The sequence below is a fragment of the Citrobacter freundii complex sp. 2025EL-00176 genome (assembly GCF_053309355.1).
In genome coordinates this window covers 17,796-32,599 of the sequence record NZ_JBRYHT010000017.1, presented here as the reverse complement: position 1 = coordinate 32,599, position 14,804 = coordinate 17,796, and the positions used below count along the sequence as shown (strand labels likewise).

Genomic DNA, 14,804 nt, shown 5'->3' with positions numbered 1-14,804 from the left:
AACTAACGAGGAGCGAGCTAAGTATGTAGAATGCTTGTCAGAAAATTATACAATTCATCAATATTTTGGTTCAGGAGAACATTACCGATGCGGGCGATTCTGGGATGGTTACTACCAGCAGTCATGCTGCCGTTGACCGCGTATGCGCAGGAAGCGACAGTAAAAGAGATTCATGATGCACCAGCAGTTCGGGGCAGTATTATCGCGAATATGCTGCAAGAGCATGACAACCCTTTCACGCTTTACCCTTATGACACCAACTACCTTATCTACACCAATACCAGCGACATGAACAAAGAGGCGATCAGCAGCTATAGCTGGTCGGACAATGCGCGCAAAGATGAGGTGAAGTTTCAGCTAAGCCTGGCCTTTCCGCTCTGGCGCGGAATATTAGGTCCGAACTCGGTGCTCGGCGGCTCCTATACGCAGAAATCCTGGTGGCAGCTTTCGAACAGTGAAGAATCTTCACCGTTTCGCGAAACCAACTACGAGCCGCAGTTGTTCCTTGGTTTCGCCACCGACTATCGCTTTGCTGGATGGACGCTACGTGATGTCGAAATGGGTTATAACCATGATTCCAATGGTCGCTCCGACCCCACTTCGCGTAGCTGGAACCGTCTTTACACCCGCCTGATGGCTGAAAATGGTAACTGGCTGGTGGAAGTTAAGCCGTGGTACGTTATCGGCAGCACCGATGATAACCCTGATATCACCAAATACATGGGCTACTATCAGCTGAAAATGGGTTATCACCTGGGCGACGCCGTTATCAGCGTGAAAGGTCAGTACAACTGGAACACCGGCTATGGTGGCGCAGAGTTAGGGGCGAGCTATCCTATTACGAAGCATGTTCGTCTCTACACCCAGGTCTACAGTGGTTACGGCGAATCGCTGATTGACTACAACTTCAATCAGACCCGTGTTGGCGTCGGTGTGATGCTTAACGATATCTTCTGACGGATATAGAGAGTATTTTAATCATTGCAGTTTCTCTCTCAGGCGCTGAAAATAGCGCCTGTTTTTATTTCAGGTTAATGGGGTTAATGTGGCGCAGGCGGAAGTGTTGAATCTGGAAATGGGCGCTAAACAGGTTTTGCAGGAAACCTTTGGCTACCAACAGTTTCGCCCAGGCCAGGAAGAAATCATCGACACCGTACTCTCTGGTCGCGACTGCCTGGTCGTTATGCCAACCGGTGGCGGTAAATCCCTGTGCTATCAAATCCCCGCATTATTGCTGAGTGGACTCACCGTTGTCGTTTCGCCGCTGATTTCCCTGATGAAAGACCAGGTCGACCAACTGCTGGCCAACGGCGTGGCAGCGGCATGTCTGAACTCCACCCAGAGCCGTGAGCAGCAGCTTGAGGTGATGGCCGGCTGTCGCAGCGGGCAGATTCGCTTGCTGTATATTGCCCCCGAGCGCCTGATGCTGGATAACTTTCTTGAGCATCTTGGGCACTGGAACCCGGTGCTGCTGGCGGTTGATGAAGCGCACTGTATCTCGCAGTGGGGGCATGACTTCCGCCCGGAATACGCCGCGCTGGGTCAGTTGCGTCAGCGTTTCCCAACCCTGCCGTTTGTGGCGCTGACCGCGACCGCGGATGAAACCACCCGGCTGGACATTGTGCGTCTGCTGGGCCTCAACGATCCGTTAATTCAGATCAGCAGCTTTGATCGCCCGAATATTCGCTACATGCTGATGGAGAAATTTAAGCCGCTCGATCAGCTGATGCGCTATGTGCAAGAACAGCGCGGTAAGTCCGGCATTATTTACTGTAACAGCCGCGCCAAAGTCGAAGATACTGCCGAGCGTCTGCAAAGCCGGGGGATCAGCGCCGGGGCTTATCATGCCGGGCTGGAAAACAGCGTGCGCGCCGAGGTGCAGGAAAAATTCCAGCGTGATGATCTGCAAATTGTGGTGGCGACCGTAGCGTTCGGCATGGGGATCAACAAACCCAACGTGCGCTTCGTGGTGCATTTTGATATCCCGCGCAACATTGAGTCCTACTATCAGGAAACCGGCCGTGCCGGACGTGATGGCCTGCCGGCGGAAGCGATGCTGTTTTACGATCCGGCTGATATGGCGTGGCTCCGCCGTTGCCTCGAAGAGAAACCGGCCGGACAGTTGCTGGATATTGAACGTCATAAGCTCAATGCGATGGGGGCGTTTGCCGAGGCGCAGACCTGTCGTCGTCTGGTACTGCTGAATTATTTTGGCGAAGGGCGTCAGGAGCCGTGTGGTAATTGCGATATCTGCCTCGACCCGCCAAAACAGTACGACGGATTAATGGATGCGCGCAAAGCGCTGTCGACGATCTACCGCGTTAACCAACGCTTTGGTATGGGTTACGTCGTGGAAGTTCTACGCGGGGCGAATAACCAGCGCATTCGTGAGCTGGCCCATGACAAACTGCCGGTCTATGGTATTGGCCGTGAGCAAAGCCACGAGCACTGGGTGAGTGTGATTCGTCAACTGATTCATTTAGGCCTGGTGACACAGAATATTGCCCAACACTCCGCGTTACAGCTCACTGAAGCTGCGCGCCCGGTGCTGCGCGGTGATGTTGCGCTACAACTTGCCGTACCGCGTATTGTGGCGCTAAAACCGCGCGCGATGCAGAAATCCTTTGGTGGCAACTACGATCGCAAACTGTTCGCTAAATTGCGTAAGTTGCGTAAAGCGATTGCCGATGAAGAGAATATCCCGCCGTATGTCGTCTTTAACGACGCCACGTTGATTGAAATGGCCGAGCAGATGCCGGTTTCGCCGAGCGAAATGCTGAGCGTTAACGGCGTGGGAATGCGTAAACTTGAGCGTTTTGGCAAAGAGTTTATGGCACTTATTCGCGCGCACGTTGATGGTGACGACGAAGAGTAGTCAGCCAGGCAAAAAAGTGCCAGGATGGTGACTCACTGAACTATTCCCCCGCGAGTCATTTTTATGTTAACGCTATTTTTTACCGTTGCGTTGGTGCATATCGTTGCGCTGATGAGCCCCGGTCCCGATTTTTTCTTTGTGTCTCAAACGGCTGTTAGCCGTTCGCGCAAAGAAGCCATGATGGGCGTGCTGGGTATTACCTGTGGCGTCATGGTCTGGGCTGGCGTGGCGCTGCTTGGCCTGCATCTGATTATCGAAAAAATGGCCTGGCTGCATACCATTATCATGGTGGGTGGCGGCCTGTACCTGTGCTGGATGGGGTACCAGATGCTGCGCGGCGCGTTTAAAAAACAGGATGTAGCGGCTCCCGCCCCACAGATTGAGCTGGCGCAGAGCGGACGCAGCTTTTTAAAAGGTCTGTTGACCAACCTTGCCAACCCGAAAGCCATAATCTATTTTGGCTCCGTGTTCTCATTGTTTGTTGGCGATAGCGTAGGAACGGGCGCGCGATGGGGTATTTTCGCGCTGATCATCGTGGAAACGCTGGCGTGGTTCACCGTGGTCGCCAGCCTGTTTGCACTCCCGAAGATGCGTCGCGGCTATCAGCGTCTGGCGAAGTGGATTGATGGCTTTGCCGGTGCGCTGTTCGCGGGCTTCGGTATTCATCTGATCATTTCGCGCTAAGTTTTCTTAAGGCCGGATAAGCGCTAACGGCATCCGGCACCGTTATCAGGCATGCCTTGCCGATGCCAGCAGGGCGCCTATCAGCATAAACAGTGAACCAAACACTTTGTTCAGCGCTTTCATTTGCTTTGGCCCCTTAATCCAGCCAGCAATGCGCGTAGCCAGCGTTGCGTAACCGATCATCACAATAATATCGACCACAATGGTCGTGACGCCAAGCACCACATACTGCATCAGCTGCGGTTCCTGCGGCAGGATAAACTGCGGGAACAGAGCGGCAAGAAAAACAATGCTCTTGGGGTTGGTCAGATTTACAAACACCGCGCGTTTGAACAGGCGGCTGCGCGATTGCGTATTCGCCATGGTGTTCAGATCGATAGCGCCCGCCGCGCGCCATTGCTGAATACCCAACCAAATCAGGTAAGCTGCTCCCGCCCACTTCAGCACTTCAAACGCGATCGCTGAACGTGAAAATAGTGTTCCCAGCCCTACGCCAACCAAAACGATATGAATGCCCAATCCGGTCTGGAGACCTGCAATCGACGCGCTGGCACCACGATAACCGTGGCTGATGGCGGTGGTCATGGTGTTGATTGCGCCAGAGCCTGGAGACAAGCTCAAAATAATAGAGGTCAGCAGGTAGGCGAACCACCATTCAAAGGTCATGAGAAACTCCCGGATTGTCTATTTTTATGCCACAATACGCTACTGTCGGTACGTTGTATCAGACATGGCAAAAAAAACGATTTTACTTGGTCAACGAGGCTGGATACCCGATGTTTCAGCAGCAAAAAGACTGGGAAACAAGAGAAAACGCGTTTGCTGCTTTTTCCATGGGGCCACTGACAGATTTTTGGCGTCAGCGGGAAGAAGCGGAGTTTACGGGGGTAGATAATGTTCCCGTACATTTTGTCCGCTTTCACGCAGAGAAAAACGATCGCGTCATCGTCGTCTGTCCTGGACGCATTGAAAGCTATGTGAAATACGCTGAGCTGGCGTATGACCTGTTTCATTCGGGTTTTGACGTTCTCATTATCGATCACCGTGGTCAGGGGCGTTCCGGGCGTATGCTTTCGGACCCGCATCGCGGTCATGTGGATAACTTTAATGACTATGTCGACGATTTAACCGCTTTCTGGCAGCAGGAAGTGTTACCCGGTCCGTGGAGAAAACGCTATATACTGGCGCATTCTATGGGCGGGGCGATTGCCACGCTGTTCCTGCAGCGTCACCCGAATCAGTGTGATGCCATTGCGCTTTGCGCGCCGATGTTCGGTATTGTGATGCGCTTTCCTGACTGGATGGTGCGTCAAATTCTGGACTGGGCTGAAGGGCATCCACGGATCCGCGAGGGCTATGCAATGGGGACCGGGCGCTGGCGGGCGCTGCCATTCGGGATGAATGCGGTAACCCACAGTCGACAGCGCTATCGGCGCAATCTACGTTTTTATGCTGATGAACCTCGGCTGCGCGTGGGCGGTCCCACCTACCACTGGGTACGTGAAGGTATTCTGGCGGGTGAACAGGTCCTGGCCGGGGCGGGAGATGATGCGACGCCAACATTACTGATTCAGGCCGAAGAAGAGCGTTTGGTGGATAACCGTATGCACGATCGCTTTTGTGAACTCCGCGCCGCAGCAGGCCATCCTGTAGAGGGAGGTCAGCCGCTTGTCATCAAAGGCGCGTACCATGAGATCCTTTTTGAAAAGGACGCAATGCGCTCAGTCGCGCTTAACGCTATTGTCGAATTTTTCGACAAGCATAACTCATCCAGCGGAAACCGCTTTGCCTAGAGGTTTAATTTTCTTATGTATCAGGTTGTTGCGTCTGATTTAGACGGTACGCTGCTTTCCCCCGACCATACGTTGTCCCCTTATGCCAAAGAGACACTGAAATTATTGACCGCACGTGGCGTTAACTTCGTGTTTGCGACTGGCCGCCATCATGTTGATGTGGGGCAAATTCGCGATAACCTCGGCATTAAAACCTACATGATCACGTCCAACGGCGCGCGCGTGCACGATTCTGATGGGAATCTGGTGTTTACCCATAATCTGGATCGCGACATTGCCAGCGACCTGTTTGGCGTGGTGAATGCAAACCCGGACATCGTGACCAACGTTTATCGAGATGATGAATGGTTTATGAATCGTCATCGTCCGGACGAAATGCGCTTCTTTAAAGAAGCGGTATTTAACTATTCTCTGTTTGAACCTGCGCTACTGGAGCCTGAAGGCGTCAGCAAAGTGTTTTTTACCACCGATTCTCATGAAAGGCTGCTGCCGCTGGAGCAGGCGATTAACGCCCGCTGGGGCGATCGTGTCAACGTCAGCTTCTCTACGCTTACCTGTCTGGAAGTGATGGCTGGCGGCGTATCGAAAGGTCATGCGCTGGAAGCGGTGGCGAAAGCGATGGGCTACAGCCTGAAGGACTGCATCGCTTTCGGTGATGGCATGAACGATGCGGAAATGCTCTCCATGGCTGGCAAAGGTTGCATCATGGGTAACGCGCATCAGCGCCTGAAAGATCTGCATCCGGAACTGGACGTGATTGGACTCAACGCCGATGATGCCGTGCCGCACTATCTGCGTAAGCTCTTTTTGCAGTAACGACATTGTTCGTTAGTTGACCAGTTGTCAACTAAAAACTTCGCTACAATGGGTGTACCTTTTGTTAAGAGACATCCATTGTGGCGTTACTCATCATTACCACAATTCTGTGGGCCTTTTCCTTTAGCCTGTTTGGCGAGTACCTTGCTGGTCATGTCGATAGCTATTTTGCGGTGCTGGTGCGCGTTGGGCTGGCGGCGCTGGTGTTCCTGCCGTTTTTACGTACCCGTGGGCACAGCGTAAAAACGATCGCGCTGTATATGTTGGTAGGGGCTATGCAGCTAGGCATTATGTATATGCTGAGTTTTCACGCCTATCTGTATCTGACGGTCTCAGAACTGCTGCTCTTTACCGTGCTGACGCCGCTCTACATTACGCTGATTTATGACCTGATGAGCGGACGTCGTCTGCGCTGGAGCTACGCCTTCAGCGCGCTGCTGGCGGTGATCGGTGCAGGGATCATTCGTTACGACCAGGTGACCAGCCACTTCTGGACCGGCCTGCTGCTGGTACAGCTATCCAATATCAGCTTTGCTATTGGCATGGTGGGCTACAAGCGTCTGATGGAAACACGCCCAATGCCGCAGCATAACGCTTTTGCCTGGTTTTACATGGGGGCATTTATGGTGGCAATCGTGGCCTGGTTCATGCTGGGTAACGCGCAAAAAATGCCTACAACTACGCTACAGTGGGGCATCCTGGTGTTTCTTGGCGTGGCGGCGTCCGGCATTGGTTACTTTATGTGGAATTACGGCGCGACGCAGGTGGATGCGGGTACGCTGGGCATCATGAACAATATGCATGTCCCGGCCGGGCTGTTGGTTAACCTGGCTATCTGGCATCAACAGCCTCACTGGCCGAGCTTCATCATTGGTGCGGCTGTGATAGTGGCCTCACTGTGGGTACATCGAAAGTGGGTCGTTCCGCACTCCGTACAAACGGCAGGTGATCGCAGGCGTGATTCCGCGCTGAGCGAATAAACGCTTCAGTGACCGGCTGTCGCTGCTCGCCATCGCGCACGGCGGCGTACAGTCGGCTCCACAATCCATCACCCAGGGTTTTGGTTACCACCAGACCCTGGCGCTCAAAACTCTCCACCACCCAGTGTGGTAAAGCCGCTATACCCATTTTGGCCGCAACCATCTGAATCAGCAGCAGGGTGTTATCCACGCTCTTCAGCGACGGGCTAACGCCCGCAGGCTGCAGGAAATGCCGCCAGACATCCAGCCGACTCCGTTGTACCGGATAAATAAGCAGCGTCTCGCTGGCTAAATCCTCCGGGGTGATTTGCGTTTTGCTGGCCAGCGGATGGTCCGGCGCCAGGACCAGGCGGACTTCGAAATCAAACATCGGCGAGTAGTGCAATCCGCTGCGCGGCAGAATGTCGGAGGTCAGCACCAGATCCAATTCATCCTGCTGTAGCGCGGGTTGCGGGTCGAACGTCACGCCGGATTTAAAGTCCATTTCCACCTGCGGCCAGTTGGCACGAAAATTCTCCAGCGCGGGCGTCAGCCATTGGATACAGCTATGGCATTCGATAGCGATGCGCAGCCGGGTTTGCTGCGGTTCGTTGCAAGCCTGCAACGCGCGACCGATTTGCGGCAACACCTGGTTTGCCAGCTGCAGCAAAATTTCGCCCTGCGGCGTAAAGCGCAGAGGCTGACTTTTACGGATAAAAAGACGAAAGCCGAGGCGCTGCTCCAGATCGCTGAACTGGTGAGAAAGGGCGGATTGGGTCTGATGCAACGTCGCCGCTGCGGCTGCCAGCGAACCACTATTCCGCAACGCCTGGAGCGTTTTCAGGTGTTTAATCTCGATCATGAAAGTCCTTCACTTCGGCATGAACAAATTGCGCTTGAGGAATATACAGTAACCGCCAATTATGGATGTGTAAACATCTGGACGGCTAAAATCCTTCGTCTTTTAAATTTATGGTGCGTTGGCTTCGTTTCCCCACCCCAGTCACTTACTTCAGTAAGCTCCTGGGGATGAGTAAACTTGCCGCCTTCCCTAAATTAAAAATCCATAGGATTTACATATAATTAGAGGAAGAAAAATGACAATATTGAATCACACCCTCGGTTTCCCTCGCGTTGGCCTGCGTCGCGAGCTGAAAAAAGCGCAAGAAAGCTACTGGGCGGGAAATTCTTCCCGTGAAGAATTGCTGGCCGTTGGCCGCGAGCTGCGCGCCCGCCACTGGGAGCAGCAGAAGCAGGCGGGCGTTGACCTGCTACCAGTGGGCGATTTTGCCTGGTACGATCATGTGCTGACCACCAGCCTGTTGCTGGGCAACGTTCCGGCGCGTCATCAAAATAAAGACGGCTCGGTTGATATCGATACCTTATTCCGCATTGGCCGTGGTCGCGCCCCGACGGGTGAGCCAGCGGCGGCGGCAGAAATGACCAAATGGTTTAATACCAACTATCACTACATGGTGCCGGAGTTCACCAAAGGTCAGCAGTTCAAGCTGACCTGGACCCAATTGCTGGATGAAGTGGACGAAGCGCTGGCGCTCGGCCACAAGGTGAAGCCTGTGCTGCTGGGGCCGGTCACTTACCTGTGGCTGGGGAAAGTGAAGGGCGAACCGTTTGACCGCCTGACCCTGCTCAACGACATTCTGCCGGTTTACCAGCAGGTGCTGGCCGAGCTGGCAAAACGCGGTATTGAGTGGGTACAGATTGATGAACCCGCGCTGGTGCTGGAGCTGCCGCAGGTTTGGCTGAACGCCTTCAAACCCGCGTATGACGCGCTGGCAGGGCAGGTAAAATTACTGCTGACCACCTATTTCGAGGGCGTCACACCAAACCTGGATACCATTACCGCGCTGCCAGTGCAGGGTCTGCACGTTGACCTGGTACACGGCAAAGATGACGTTGCCGAGCTGCACCAGCGTCTGCCTGCCGACTGGTTGCTGTCAGCCGGTCTGGTAAATGGTCGTAACGTCTGGCGCGCCGATCTCAGCGAAAAATATGCACAAATTAAAGACATCGCCGGGAAACGTGATCTGTGGGTGGCTTCTTCCTGCTCCCTGCTGCACAGCCCGATTGATTTAAGCGTCGAAACTCGCCTGGATGCGGAAGTGAAGAGCTGGTTCGCCTTCGCGCTGCAAAAATGTGAAGAGCTGGCGCTGCTGCGCGATGCGCTGAACAGCGGTGATACGGCGGCAATTACGGCGTGGAGCGCACCAATTCAGGCGCGTCGCCACTCTACCCGCGTCCATAACGCCGCGGTGGAAAAACGTCTGGCGTCGATCACCGCGCAGGACAGCCTGCGTGCCAATGCTTACCCTGTTCGCGCCCAAGCGCAGCGTGCCCGCTTTAATCTGCCAGCATGGCCGACCACCACGATCGGATCGTTCCCGCAAACCACGGAGATTCGCGGCCTGCGTCTGGACTTCAAAAAGGGCAACCTGGATGCCGGTCACTACCGCACCGGTATCGCCGAACATATTAAGCAGGCGATCGTCGAGCAGGAACGTCTGGGTCTCGATGTGCTGGTGCACGGTGAAGCCGAACGCAATGACATGGTGGAATATTTTGGCGAGCATCTGGATGGCTTCGTCTTTACTCAGAACGGTTGGGTACAGAGCTATGGTTCCCGCTGCGTGAAGCCGCCGGTGGTGATTGGCGACGTCAGCCGCCCGGAAGCGATCACCGTGGAGTGGGCGAAGTACGCGCAGTCGCTGACCGACAAGCCGGTAAAAGGCATGTTGACCGGCCCGGTGACTATTCTCTGCTGGTCCTTCCCGCGTGAAGACGTGACGCGGGAAACCATCGCCAAGCAGATTGCGCTGGCGCTGCGTGATGAAGTGGCGGATCTGGAAGCGGCGGGTATCGGTATTATTCAGATTGATGAACCGGCGCTGCGTGAAGGTCTGCCGCTGCGTCGCAGCGACTGGGCCGCGTATCTGGCATGGGGCGTGGAAGCCTTCCGCATTAACGCGGCGGTGGCGAAGGATGAAACCCAGATCCACACCCACATGTGTTACTGCGAGTTCAACGACATCATGGAGTCGATCGCCGCGCTGGACGCGGATGTGATCACCATTGAAACCTCGCGTTCGGATATGGAGCTGCTGGAATCGTTTGAAGAGTTCGACTATCCCAACGAAATCGGGCCGGGCGTGTACGACATTCACTCGCCGAACGTCCCGAGCGTGGAGTGGATTGAGGCCCTGCTGAAGAAGGCCGAGCAGCGTATTCCGGCGGAGCGTCTGTGGGTGAACCCGGACTGCGGCCTGAAAACCCGCGGCTGGCCGGAAACCCGCGCCGCGCTGGCGAACATGGTGAAGGCCGCGCAGAATCTGCGTCAGGCTTAAAAATAAAACGGAGGCGTTAGCCTCCGTTTTGATGATCGGTTTGCCTGGCGAAACTTACTTCTTCTCGCCGTATTGCGCGAACCACTCCAGCATTCTCTGCCAGCCGTCTTTGGCGGACTCTTCGTGGTAGCTCGGGCGGTAATCGGCATTAAAGGCATGCCCGGCGTCGGGATAAACCACAATTTCCGCTTTCGCATTGGCGGCGCGTAGCGCCTGACGCATCGTTTCGACGGTATCCTGTGGAATACTGGTATCCTGACCACCATAAAGTCCCAGAACGGGGGCGTTAAGATCGGTGGCGATATCAACGGGATGTTTCGGCGAGTTGAGGGTCTTATCACCCACCAGTTTGCCATACCACGCTACCGCTGCTTTTAACTGCGGATTGTGCGCGGCATACAGCCAGGTGATGCGTCCGCCCCAGCAAAAACCTGTGATCATTAATCGATGAGCATCCCCGCCGTTGCGGGAGGCCCAACTGGCGACGTGGTCCAGATCGGCCAGTACCTGAGAGTCAGGCACTTTGGCGACAAGGCCGCTGAGCAGCGTCGGGATATCGGCAAAGTCGTTAGGATCGCCTTCGCGGAAATAGAGCTCTGGCGCGATAGCCAGATATCCTTCCAGGGCCAGACGGCGGCAAACATCGCGAATGTGTTCATGAATGCCAAAAATCTCCTGCACGACAATGACCACAGGCTGGGGGCCATCGGTCTGTTTTGGTCGTGCGTGATACGCTGGCATATCATCGCCTTGTGAAGGTATGGACGTTACACCGGCGATAATTGCGTTATCCGGTGTATGAACCGTGGTAGACGTCGGTGGAGATACAGCAGGTGCAAAGCCAGATTGTCGTGTTGTCATGGTATTCTCCGTACCCTTAAATACTCAGCCAAAAAGCGCATTATTAACTATAGACATATGCAACGAACCACATTGCCTTAAACGGTCTATCTTTTGTGCAAGGCGTCCTTACATCACGCCATTTATGTGATGAATATCACTATTTTATGGTAATTGAATGCAATTGATTTACATCATGGTGATGTCTGTCACGAAAATTTGTTTATGCCTTCGGTAAAGTGTGTTTTTGCTTCTTCTGACAAAACCGATTCACAGAGGAGTTTTTATGTCTAAGTCTGATGTTTTTCATCTCGGCCTCACTAAGAACGATTTACAAGGGGCTACGCTTGCTATCGTCCCTGGCGACCCGGAGCGTGTGGAAAAGATCGCCGCGCTGATGGATAAGCCGGTTAAGCTGGCATCCCATCGCGAGTTCACGACCTGGCGTGCTGAGCTGGATGGTAAAGCCGTGATCGTTTGCTCTACCGGCATCGGCGGCCCGTCCACCTCTATTGCCGTAGAAGAACTGGCACAATTGGGCATTCGTACCTTCCTGCGTATCGGTACGACTGGTGCTATTCAGCCGCATATCAATGTGGGTGATGTGCTGGTCACCACTGCGTCTGTCCGTTTGGATGGCGCAAGCTTGCACTTCGCGCCAATGGAATTCCCGGCCGTTGCTGACTTCGAGTGCACCACTGCGCTGGTGGAAGCGGCGAAATCTATCGGTGCGACTACCCACGTGGGCGTAACCGCGTCTTCGGACACCTTCTACCCGGGCCAGGAGCGTTATGACACCTTCTCTGGTCGCGTAGTGAGCCGTTTCAAAGGCTCAATGGAAGAGTGGCAGTCCATGGGAGTCATGAACTACGAAATGGAATCCGCAACGTTGCTGACCATGTGCGCCAGCCAGGGCCTGCGTGCAGGTATGGTTGCTGGCGTTATCGTGAACCGTACTCAGCAAGAGATCCCTAATGCGGAAACGATGAAACAAACGGAAAGCCACGCGGTGAAAATCGTGGTCGAAGCTGCCCGCCGTTTACTGTAATTCTCCCGTCTGTTCAAAAAGGCCGACGCGTTCGGCCTTTTTATTTTGCGTAGTGCCTCGCAGGAAATTCCTTTTAAACTGGACGTTTATACAGCACAATTCTATTTTGTGCGGGTAAGCCGTTGCTGTAAGGGGGCGTTGTGGATATTACAATTATGATGAGTGCCGTGTTGGCGTTAGCCGCAGGGCTGCTGGTGGGATGGCTGGCGACAAAAGCGCGGGCCGATCAGATCCGTGCCGACCTCATCGAAGAGCGACGTGAACTGGATATTGCGTTAAGCGCTGCCCGCCAACAACTCGCGCAAGAAGCCCACTGGCGCGATGAGTGCGAGCTACTCAATAACGAATTACGCAGCCTGCACAGCATCAACACCTCTCTGGAAGCCGATCTCCGTGAAGTCACTACCCGGCTGGAAGCGACGCAGCAGCATGCGGAAGATAAAATCCGCCAGATGATCAACAGCGAACAACGCCTGAGTGAACAGTTTGAAAACCTGGCGAATCGCATTTTTGAGCACAGCAACCGCCGCGTGGATGAGCAAAATCGTCAAAGTCTGAACAGCCTGCTGACACCGCTTCGTGAACAACTGGACGGTTTTCGACGTCAGGTTCAGGATAGCTTTGGCAAAGAGGCGCAAGAGCGACATACCCTGGCGCACGAAATTCGTAATCTCCAGCAACTTAACGCGCAGATGGCGCAGGAAGCGGTAAACCTGACGCGGGCCTTAAAAGGCGATAACAAAACGCAGGGCAACTGGGGGGAGGTTGTACTCACTCGGGTGCTTGAGGCTTCCGGTCTGCGTGAGGGTTATGAATACGAAACTCAGGTTAGTATTGAAAACGATGCCCGTTCGCGTATGCAGCCCGATGTCATCGTCCGGCTACCGCAGGGAAAAGATGTGGTGATCGACGCAAAAATGACGTTGGTTGCCTATGAGCGCTATTTTAACGCGGAAGATGAATATACCCGCGAGAGTGCATTGCAGGAACATATCGCCTCGGTGCGAAACCATATTCGTCTGCTGGGCCGTAAAGATTATCAACAGCTTCCCGGACTGCGTTCGCTTGACTATGTACTGATGTTTATTCCCGTCGAGCCTGCTTTTTTGCTGGCACTGGACAGGCAACCTGAACTGATAACCGAGGCGCTTAAAAATAATATTATGCTGGTCAGCCCCACCACGCTGTTAGTGGCGTTGCGCACGATCGCCAACCTGTGGCGCTACGAGCATCAGAGCCGTAATGCGCAACAAATTGCCGATCGGGCCAGCAAACTTTATGACAAAATGCGCTTGTTTGTGGATGATATGTCGGCGATTGGCCAAAGTCTGGATAAAGCTCAGGACAACTACCGACAAGCGATGAAAAAACTCTCTTCAGGCCGTGGAAACGTCCTGTCACAGGCAGAGGCGTTTCGCAGTTTAGGTGTGGAAATTAAGCGCGAGATAAATCCTGAGCTGGCTGAACAAGCCACTACGCAGGATGAAGAGTACCGCTTGCGCTCGGTCCCTGAGACGCAACAGGATGAGCCTTACCCTGATGACAAAGCGGTAAATCAGCAATCAAACTAGTCCATTTGGGGTAGTTGAACCGGGCAGAAGGGTAGGGCAAATTGGCCCAATCTGTTACACTTCTTGAACATTTTTTGAATGAGCAGGCACTGAGATGGTGGATAATTCACAAGAAACGACGCACTTTGGCTTTCAGACCGTCGCTAAAGAGCAGAAAGCTGACATGGTGGCCCACGTTTTTCATTCTGTGGCCTCGAAATATGACGTTATGAATGACTTAATGTCATTTGGCATTCATCGTTTGTGGAAGCGCTTCACCATTGATTGCAGTGGCGTGCGTCGCGGTCAAACCGTTCTGGATTTGGCGGGCGGTACGGGCGATCTGACGGCTAAATTCTCTCGCATGGTTGGTGAAACCGGTAAAGTTGTACTGGCGGATATCAATGACTCAATGCTCAAAATGGGTCGCGAAAAGCTGCGTAATATCGGCGTAGTGGGTAACGTGGAGTACGTTCAGGCGAACGCGGAAGCACTGCCTTTCCCTGACAACACGTTTGACTGCATTACCATTTCTTTCGGCCTGCGCAACGTAACGGATAAAGACAAAGCTTTACGCTCCATGTATCGCGTGTTGAAGCCGGGCGGACGTTTACTGGTGCTGGAGTTCTCCAAACCGATTATCGAACCGCTGAGCAAGGCCTACGATGCTTATTCTTTCCATGTTCTGCCGCGCATAGGTTCCATGGTCGCAAGCGATGCGGACAGTTACCGCTATTTGGCGGAGTCCATTCGCATGCATCCCGATCAGGACACGCTAAAAGCAATGATGCAAGATGCCGGGTTCGAAAGCGTTGATTACTACAACCTGACGGCTGGTGTCGTTGCGCTGCATCGTGGCTACAAGTTCTGACAGGAGATT

At 53.9% G+C, this 14,804-nt stretch carries 13 protein-coding genes; 10 read left to right on the top strand and 3 right to left on the bottom strand.

Features of this window, described 5'->3' with window-relative positions:
• The first annotated feature begins 87 nt into the window (after positions 1 to 87).
• From pldA to rhtC, 3 genes are all read left to right on the top strand, one after another.
• Positions 88 to 957 carry a phospholipase A gene (gene pldA, locus ACVXHP_RS21725; protein WP_038634493.1) on the top strand — a complete coding sequence of 290 codons (870 nt, stop codon included), beginning with the start codon at positions 88 to 90 and terminating at the stop codon, positions 955 to 957.
• 88 nt (positions 958 to 1,045) lie between these two features.
• A complete protein-coding gene (gene recQ, locus ACVXHP_RS21720; protein WP_447572184.1) occupies positions 1,046 to 2,875 on the top strand; it encodes an ATP-dependent DNA helicase RecQ in 1,830 nt (609 codons plus the stop codon).
• 63 nt (positions 2,876 to 2,938) lie between these two features.
• Entirely contained in the window at positions 2,939 to 3,559 is a 621-nt protein-coding gene (rhtC, locus tag ACVXHP_RS21715) for a threonine export protein RhtC (protein ID WP_200009500.1), read from the top strand.
• Between the two features lie 45 nt (positions 3,560 to 3,604).
• Here the strand turns inward: rhtC and rhtB are convergent, their stop codons facing one another.
• Entirely contained in the window at positions 3,605 to 4,225 is a 621-nt protein-coding gene (gene rhtB / locus ACVXHP_RS21710; protein ID WP_069325083.1) for a homoserine/homoserine lactone efflux protein, read from the bottom strand.
• Positions 4,226 to 4,335: 110 nt separating this feature from the next.
• Here rhtB and pldB point away from each other — a divergent pair, with 110 nt between their 5' ends.
• From pldB to ACVXHP_RS21695, 3 genes are all read left to right on the top strand, one after another.
• The gene (gene pldB, locus ACVXHP_RS21705; RefSeq protein ID WP_304702977.1) at positions 4,336 to 5,352 is read left to right on the top strand and encodes a lysophospholipase L2; all 1,017 of its coding nucleotides are present in this window, start codon (positions 4,336 to 4,338) and stop codon (positions 5,350 to 5,352) included.
• Between the two features lie 15 nt (positions 5,353 to 5,367).
• Positions 5,368 to 6,168, top strand: coding sequence for a sugar/pyridoxal phosphate phosphatase YigL (gene yigL / locus ACVXHP_RS21700; protein WP_200009496.1), 801 nt, complete (start codon positions 5,368 to 5,370; stop codon positions 6,166 to 6,168).
• Positions 6,169 to 6,248: 80 nt separating this feature from the next.
• Positions 6,249 to 7,148, top strand: a complete 900-nt coding sequence (locus ACVXHP_RS21695) for a carboxylate/amino acid/amine transporter (RefSeq protein ID WP_316129892.1) — start codon at positions 6,249 to 6,251, stop codon at positions 7,146 to 7,148.
• Here the strand turns inward: ACVXHP_RS21695 and metR are convergent.
• Positions 7,036 to 7,989: an HTH-type transcriptional regulator MetR gene (gene metR, locus ACVXHP_RS21690; RefSeq protein ID WP_038634477.1), complete on the bottom strand. Its 954-nt coding sequence runs from the start codon at positions 7,987 to 7,989 to the stop codon at positions 7,036 to 7,038. The two genes, ACVXHP_RS21695 and metR, sit on opposite strands and share 113 nt — an antisense overlap.
• A gap of 235 nt (positions 7,990 to 8,224) precedes the next feature.
• Here metR and metE point away from each other — a divergent pair, with 235 nt between their 5' ends.
• Entirely contained in the window at positions 8,225 to 10,486 is a 2,262-nt protein-coding gene (gene metE / locus ACVXHP_RS21685) for a 5-methyltetrahydropteroyltriglutamate--homocysteine S-methyltransferase (protein WP_447572183.1), read from the top strand.
• A gap of 54 nt (positions 10,487 to 10,540) precedes the next feature.
• Here the strand turns inward: metE and ACVXHP_RS21680 are convergent, their stop codons facing one another.
• Positions 10,541 to 11,347, bottom strand: a complete 807-nt coding sequence (locus tag ACVXHP_RS21680) for a dienelactone hydrolase family protein (protein ID WP_447572182.1) — start codon at positions 11,345 to 11,347, stop codon at positions 10,541 to 10,543.
• 265 nt (positions 11,348 to 11,612) lie between these two features.
• Between ACVXHP_RS21680 and udp the strand changes: the two genes are divergently transcribed.
• From udp to ubiE, 3 genes are all read left to right on the top strand, one after another.
• Positions 11,613 to 12,374: a uridine phosphorylase gene (gene udp / locus ACVXHP_RS21675; RefSeq protein ID WP_003828923.1), complete on the top strand. Its 762-nt coding sequence runs from the start codon at positions 11,613 to 11,615 to the stop codon at positions 12,372 to 12,374.
• A gap of 140 nt (positions 12,375 to 12,514) precedes the next feature.
• Positions 12,515 to 13,945, top strand: coding sequence for a DNA recombination protein RmuC (gene rmuC, locus ACVXHP_RS21670; RefSeq protein ID WP_200009493.1), 1,431 nt, complete (start codon positions 12,515 to 12,517; stop codon positions 13,943 to 13,945).
• A 94-nt stretch (positions 13,946 to 14,039) separates the two neighbouring features.
• Complete coding sequence (ubiE, locus tag ACVXHP_RS21665; protein ID WP_003017897.1) at positions 14,040 to 14,795, top strand: bifunctional demethylmenaquinone methyltransferase/2-methoxy-6-polyprenyl-1,4-benzoquinol methylase UbiE; 756 nt, start codon at positions 14,040 to 14,042, stop codon at positions 14,793 to 14,795.
• Positions 14,796 to 14,804 lie beyond the last annotated feature (9 nt).

What these genes read in the sequence shown, in the direction of transcription:
- pldA (WP_038634493.1), top strand. Translation starts at nt 88, where the DNA reads ATGCGGGCGATTCTGGGATGGTTACTACCAGCAGTCATGCTGCCGTTG.
- rhtC (WP_200009500.1), top strand. Translation starts at nt 2,939, where the DNA reads ATGTTAACGCTATTTTTTACCGTTGCGTTGGTGCATATCGTTGCGCTG.
- rhtB (WP_069325083.1), bottom strand. Translation starts at nt 4,225, where the DNA reads ATGACCTTTGAATGGTGGTTCGCCTACCTGCTGACCTCTATTATTTTG.
- pldB (WP_304702977.1), top strand. Translation starts at nt 4,336, where the DNA reads ATGTTTCAGCAGCAAAAAGACTGGGAAACAAGAGAAAACGCGTTTGCT.
- yigL (WP_200009496.1), top strand. Translation starts at nt 5,368, where the DNA reads ATGTATCAGGTTGTTGCGTCTGATTTAGACGGTACGCTGCTTTCCCCC.
- metR (WP_038634477.1), bottom strand. Translation starts at nt 7,989, where the DNA reads ATGATCGAGATTAAACACCTGAAAACGCTCCAGGCGTTGCGGAATAGT.
- metE (WP_447572183.1), top strand. Translation starts at nt 8,225, where the DNA reads ATGACAATATTGAATCACACCCTCGGTTTCCCTCGCGTTGGCCTGCGT.
- ACVXHP_RS21680 (WP_447572182.1), bottom strand. Translation starts at nt 11,347, where the DNA reads ATGACAACACGACAATCTGGCTTTGCACCTGCTGTATCTCCACCGACG.
- udp (WP_003828923.1), top strand. Translation starts at nt 11,613, where the DNA reads ATGTCTAAGTCTGATGTTTTTCATCTCGGCCTCACTAAGAACGATTTA.
- ubiE (WP_003017897.1), top strand. Translation starts at nt 14,040, where the DNA reads ATGGTGGATAATTCACAAGAAACGACGCACTTTGGCTTTCAGACCGTC.